Source organism: Maribacter sp., from assembly GCF_039968975.1.
GTDB lineage: Bacteria > Bacteroidota > Bacteroidia > Flavobacteriales > Flavobacteriaceae > Maribacter.
This window is the reverse complement of the sequence record NZ_JBDVOT010000013.1, coordinates 1-3,622: the sequence shown is the minus strand read 5'-3', so window position 1 is coordinate 3,622 and position 3,622 is coordinate 1. Positions and strand designations below refer to the sequence as shown.

Sequence of the window (3,622 nt, the reverse complement as noted above, 5' to 3'; positions counted from 1 at the left end):
ATTGTACGCAGCACGTCTACCATCAGAATTTGGTCTGTGGTATTCTATACAATCTACTGTTAAACCATGGAATTGAAAAATAGGTGCCATCCAAGCACTATCCCTTTTTGCCAAGTAATCATTTACGGTTACTAAGTGTGCACCGTTACCACTTAATGCATTTAAGTATAAGGGTAGTGTTGCAACTAGGGTTTTACCTTCACCTGTTTGCATCTCTGCAATTTTACCTTGGTGCATGGCAATACCACCAATAAGTTGTACATCATAATGTACCATGTCCCAAGTAACTTCCTTGCCGGCAGCATCCCAAGAATTTTTCCAAATAGCATTGATGCCTTCAAGAGTAACATAATCTTTAGTAGCTGACAAAGTTCTGTCATATTCAGATGCTGTCACTTGTAAGGTTTCGTTATTTGCAAAACGCTTGGCAGTTTCTTTTACAACGGCAAAAGCTTCTGGAAGTATTTTGTTCAACGTATCTTCAGATATAGTATATGCTTCTTCTTTTAGCTTGTCTATTTCTGTATAAATATCTTCGTTTTTGTCTATATCTGTAGAGTTTTTAACCTCTTCTTCTAAAGCACTGATCTGGTCAGTTTTTTCTTTGATAGATTCTTTGATAGCCTCTTTGAACTCTATTGTTTTTTGCCTAAGTTCATCATGACTAAGGCTTTCCAATTTAGATTCGAAAGATTTTATTTGATCTACTAAAGGCTGCAATTCCTTTACATCTTTTTGTGATTTATCACCAACAAATGCCTTTAGGATGGAATTAATGAAACTCATATATTTTAATCTATTAGAATTGAAGCTTTTCTGTCAGATATGATGATCAAAATAGCTTTCAAAATATTTTATTATCGATGCTGTTAAAGAGCAAAAGGTATTCCAGTCTTGATTTTTCGACCAAATTACCTAAGAACCTGTCAAAATTACATAAAAAAAAAGCCTCCGAAGAGACTTTTTAGTAGATATTATGATATCGAATATTAATATTCGTCCTCGTTCCAGAGGTAGTCTTCTTCCGTTGGATAGTCGGGCCAGATCTCTTCGATAGATTCATATATTTCGCCACCTTCTTCTTCCATAGATTGTAAATTTTCAACAACCTCTAGAGGGGCTCCAGTTCTGATGGAGTAATCTATTAACTCATCTTTACTTGCCGGCCAAGGTGCATCACTTAAATAAGATGCTAATTCTAATGTCCAATACATAGTAATTTTTTGATTTTAATTTTTTGCAAAAGTAATTTTTAAATTGAGACAGCAAAGAAATTAGTAATAAATTTCAGCTTATCAATACGTTTTTTTGCATTTGTTAATTGATAACGAATAAATTACGGATTTATTAGTCCTTTTTTTTAGGAACCCATTTTATTTCATTTGCTTGTAAATCAAATGACAATTTTCGTGCCAATACAAAGAGATAATCTGAAAGCCTATTTATAAAAGATAATACATTTTTGTCAAACGGCTCATTTTGGTGTAATAAAGTTGAAATGCGTTCTGCTCTTCTGCACACGGTACGGGCAATATGACAGTATGACACTGTTGTGTGCCCGCCAGGTAAAATAAAATGGGTCATTTGTGGTAATTGCGAATCCATTTGATCAATGGCTTCTTCTAAAAAGTTGATTTCGGTAGTACCTACTTTCGTTATTTTTAAACGCTCTGTACCATTTTTAAGCATCTCTTTTTCTGGGTTGGTAGCCAAAATAGCACCAACTGTAAATAAATGTTCCTGTATTGCAATGAGCTGATTTTGATATATAGAGTCAATGTCTTGATCTCTTATGAGCCCGATCCAAGAATTAAGTTCATCTACGGTACCATAACTGTCAATGCGTATATGATGTTTAGGAACACGTGTGCCTCCAAAGAGTCCAGTAGTGCCATCATCACCTGTTTTAGTATATATTTTCATCTTAATGAGTGTTAGAAAGTAGTAAAGGTTAAACTGTGGTTAACATGAATGTTTAAAATAATAGCTTGACTTTTATTCCTTGTTACCTTTATTTTTTCTTTCATAATCACCCATGAATTTTCTTGATTTTCGGTCTTTGGATTTTCCTTTACTGGTAATGCGAATAGCTAAATATATAGCGAATACGACCCCAAGGGTAATGTAAATGGTATTACTGCTCATTAAGATTTGCTTTAGTCTAAAATTACTGGTTTATATCCGTATTTTAAAATGTTCCTTTACTTGTTCTTTTCTGAAAAATACAGCTCCACAATAAAACATATCTATAGTAACCCTAACATGTTCATGAGTTTTAAGATATTCCCAAATTACTAGATTGCTTTTGTTCCGATGTATTCCGTCTAAAAGTAGCATGCAGTCGTTTGGTAGTTTACTGAAGTCTATATTTATTTTATCTAGTTCATTGATATGAGCTAAGATGATATCGGCATTGTTTTCAACGAAGGTTATATTATTACAATATTGTTTTATAATTTCTTCGGATGTTTTATGATGGCCCACAAGAAAAACTGATTTGTACTTAAAGTAGCCTATACTCTTAATGATGACTTTTAAGGTTGTCGGAAGCTTTAATTCTTTTTTTAGATAGAGACACTTAGTAATGTAATCATACACAAATGGAGAATGAACACCGTGCTGATTATTTGAGGTTAGAAGAAATTTTATAAAAGATATAAAACGAAACACCGGTTACTTTTTCAATTTTTGTCAAAAGTAAAGATTGTCTGTGAACTTAAGTTTGATTTTTGAATTTGACTTTGTGTTTAAAAGTAAGTATGGTAAGTAATGGGGTAGGTAAAACTTGGGGCGAAAAGGGAATTGAATTATTGTATTAAGAAAGTTTAGCGCTGTTCATTTTTGTTGAGAATTTTAAAGCTTTTATGACTCTGTTGTTTTTGTTTTTGTATAATCTAGCAACTTCGATTGTGTTTTTAGTTTCAATTGTTGGAACAATAATATCATTACTTTCAATTGTCTGAACCATCTCTACTTGTGCAGTTTCGATCTCTATATAAACATTCTCATTGTTAGCTTGTGCCTGAGCGAAGAAACATGTGAAGAAAAGAGCGGTTAAAAGAATAATTATTTTCATAATATTTGTTTTACACTGCTAAAGTACAGGTAAGGTCAAACATATTTGAGCGCTAGTCGGTGGGCGTCATTTAACTGTAGACGAATGGTAAATAGGGTTCGTTTATTAAAATGAGATAAGATGAAAAATTAATTAGATTCGGAATCCGGTAGTTAGCTCTATAACTGTAAGTATTGGTGTTGAGAGCTTTAGTTAAAGTGATAAGCTAGCTATTGATAGCATGTGGGTTATAGAGTTGAATAGTTGTTTGAATTGAATTTGACTTTTGAGTTTGTATTTGATTCCTGAACTTGAACTTAAAAAGTAGGTAATGGTAAGAAAGTGGGGTAGATAAGATGTGGGGCGAAAAGGGAATTGAATTATTGTTTTAAGAAAGCTTAGCGCTGTTCATTTTAGTTGAGAATTTTAAAGCTTTGATTACTCTGTTATTTTTGTTCTTGTATAATCTAGCAACTTCAATTGTGTTTTCAGTTTCAATTGTTGGAACAATAATATCATTACTTTCTATTGTCTGAACCATCTCTACTTGTGCAGTTTCGATCTCTA

The 3,622-nt window shown here is 32.7% G+C and carries 5 protein-coding genes and 1 pseudogene; all 6 read right to left on the bottom strand.

Annotation, left to right across the window (positions count from 1 at the left end):
• A pseudogene (secA, locus tag ABJI11_RS00590) lies at window positions 1–786 on the bottom strand (preprotein translocase subunit SecA); the annotation flags it as partial.
• 203 nt (window positions 787–989) lie between these two features.
• Entirely contained in the window at window positions 990–1,214 is a 225-nt protein-coding gene (locus ABJI11_RS00585) for a DUF2795 domain-containing protein (protein ID WP_027064442.1), read from the bottom strand.
• 133 nt (window positions 1,215–1,347) lie between these two features.
• On the bottom strand, window positions 1,348–1,923 hold the full coding sequence (locus ABJI11_RS00580; protein ID WP_348348536.1) for a cob(I)yrinic acid a,c-diamide adenosyltransferase: 576 nt from the start codon (window positions 1,921–1,923) through the stop codon (window positions 1,348–1,350).
• Between the two features lie 72 nt (window positions 1,924–1,995).
• A complete protein-coding gene (locus ABJI11_RS00575; RefSeq protein ID WP_348348534.1) occupies window positions 1,996–2,145 on the bottom strand; it encodes a hypothetical protein in 150 nt (49 codons plus the stop codon).
• A 30-nt stretch (window positions 2,146–2,175) separates the two neighbouring features.
• Window positions 2,176–2,484 carry a hypothetical protein gene (locus ABJI11_RS00570; protein WP_348348532.1) on the bottom strand — a complete coding sequence of 103 codons (309 nt, stop codon included), beginning with the start codon at window positions 2,482–2,484 and terminating at the stop codon, window positions 2,176–2,178.
• Window positions 2,485–2,815: 331 nt separating this feature from the next.
• Window positions 2,816–3,076 (bottom strand): hypothetical protein, encoded by a 261-nt coding sequence (locus ABJI11_RS00565; RefSeq protein WP_348348530.1) that lies wholly within the window; start codon window positions 3,074–3,076, stop codon window positions 2,816–2,818.
• Window positions 3,077–3,622 lie beyond the last annotated feature (546 nt).